This is a genomic window from Erwinia sp. V90_4 (assembly GCF_029967685.1).
Taxonomy (GTDB): domain Bacteria; phylum Pseudomonadota; class Gammaproteobacteria; order Enterobacterales; family Enterobacteriaceae; genus Erwinia; species Erwinia aphidicola.
On the sequence record NZ_JASCAQ010000017.1, the window covers coordinates 1 to 2,035 of the forward strand.

2 protein-coding genes are annotated in these 2,035 nt (G+C 48.5%); both read left to right on the forward strand.

Annotated elements, in window-relative coordinates; genetic code table 11:
- Nucleotides 1–1,150, forward strand: a 1,150-nt coding sequence (locus tag QLG07_RS02515) for a VENN motif pre-toxin domain-containing protein (protein ID WP_282468395.1), incomplete at its 5' end; no start/stop codon positions are given.
- Nucleotides 1,147–1,608, forward strand: a complete 462-nt coding sequence (locus QLG07_RS02520) for an immunity 42 family protein (RefSeq protein WP_282468396.1) — start codon at nucleotides 1,147–1,149, stop codon at nucleotides 1,606–1,608. The genes QLG07_RS02515 and QLG07_RS02520, both read left to right, overlap by 4 nt.
- Nucleotides 1,609–2,035 lie beyond the last annotated feature (427 nt).

Here is a 2,035-nt window from a genome sequence, read left to right on the forward strand (position 1 = left end):
GCAGCAGGTCAGCGCGCTGAGCCAGCTGGCCGCAGGGCTTGCAGGCGGCCTGGCAACGGGCGATACTGGCGGTGCTGTGGCGGCGGCCCAGGCGGGTAAGAATGCGGTTGAGAATAACTCGCTGAGCGGCAAAGATGCTCAGGAGAAAAACAGCATTGAGCTTGCACTGTCAGAAACCGGACTGGCCCTGCACCCAAGAACGCCTGAAGAAGTGGCTGCACTGGAAGAGCGACACGACCAGCTAACCAAACTTGACGCCGAAGTTGATCAGTATGTGCAGGATGCGTGTTCCCAGGGGCGGGCATCGCCCGCCTGTAAGGATGCGAATGCTCTAGCACAGGGTCTACAGGACAGTTACAACGATTATCTGGGCAGGCTGACGTATAAAGAGCTGAATCGCGAAGATTACGCTCAAGTCAGCCAGATAGTGGCGAATACCTCAGCTGATAAATGGGATTACGCAATAGAGGGTTACGCGAAATCACAGAACATCAGCTACCAGGAAGCGAAAGACCGTTTTGCGCTGGCAATAAATATTAATCAGGCAGCTGATATTGCTGGAATATTTTATGGGCTGAAAGGAAACGAGGGCGGCAAAACAGGAATCAGCAGCGCAGCAGCATCAACGCTAAAGCAGCTGATGACGAAGTATGACGAGTTCAAGCAGAACATTGCCAGCAGCACCAAGGGGAATAATGACGGGCTGATAACGGCCACTCCCGGAGTGGGATATGCGGGCAGTCAAGGCTCTGAAGTGTCATCCAGTGCGCATCTGTCTGTGGGCGCAGGCGGTAAAGGGAATAGCACAGGAAAAAGCAGCGCAATTCCGGTGTCAGAACCTATTAAGGTTAGCAATGGGTTAGTATATAAATCTAACCCTAAGCATACATTAGGCCAGCAGGGTAACAGGCCGAATGCAGGAATCGAGCCTAAAGATTCCCTTAGCCTATTTGAGCATTCAATCCCCAGCCCGAAACAATACCCTAATAAAGAGGTTCGTTTTGCCGTCGATAGTCAAGGCAATGTTCATCGATTTGAAGGTACAAATGGGCAGTATCACTGGAATGGGAGTACCGGGGATAAGAATGCGTTAACAAGCGATCAAATACCGAATGCTGTTCAGAAACAGTTGGGAGTAAGAATAAAATGATTTACGGCGATCCTTTTTGTTTATCTCTACAATTTGATGTGGTTGATGAATGGAGTACACCCAATGACATTTGGAAAAATGGACTTTTTTCACTGTGTATTGATGGGCGTGTGATTTTTAATGTCGTGGATGTTTTTGAATTAACGACAATATTTAGTTTCTACTCTAAAGCACCAGTTGAAATTTTAAATGTTAATGATACTTCTATTGATGCAAGAATTCTTTATAGCAACGCCACAGATTACTTCTTAGGTGATAGTGAAGAGTTAATTGATGGGCTGTTTGATATGACATGCACTCCAATGGGGGATAATGGCTTCTATCTCTACTTTCTAAAAACAAGCATTGGTGACAAATTAATATGGAGCACTAATTATGGGGATGAAATTAATGAAACAATGTTGCCTGCGGGAACTGTACTTAGTGTAATCAATCAGTTAAGACAGACATCTTTATAAAATTAATCCCGGACTTCGATCCGGGGAATGTTAGCCGGTTATCTGTGAGTCGTGTTGTTCACCGTGCGGCAAAGCGCCGCGTCCTTGCGCCGATCTGCCTTCATCGTGTCCCGTATACGCGGGGGTAAACGGCCGCCCGGCCAGCGCTGAGCGGTGGCGTTCTCTGCGTTCATGCTGCTGGCCGAACGTCCGTTCAACATAATGTTCGGGTATGATGCGCAGCCGTCCCGCAAAGCTTTACAGCGAGATCCCGCTTCAACGCGCGAACCTTCTTCACACAATACATAAGCAGGACGAGTGTACGTTGAGCCGGGATATGGCGCATGCGGCGAAAAGCCTGAATACGATATTTGACAAAAAGAAGGAGCAGAACAGGCCCAGCTTATCGGCGAAATCGCCGGTCAGGCGATGGACGTTATCCGCACCC

What these genes read in the sequence shown, in the direction of transcription:
- QLG07_RS02520 (WP_282468396.1), top strand. Translation starts at nt 1,147, where the DNA reads ATGATTTACGGCGATCCTTTTTGTTTATCTCTACAATTTGATGTGGTT.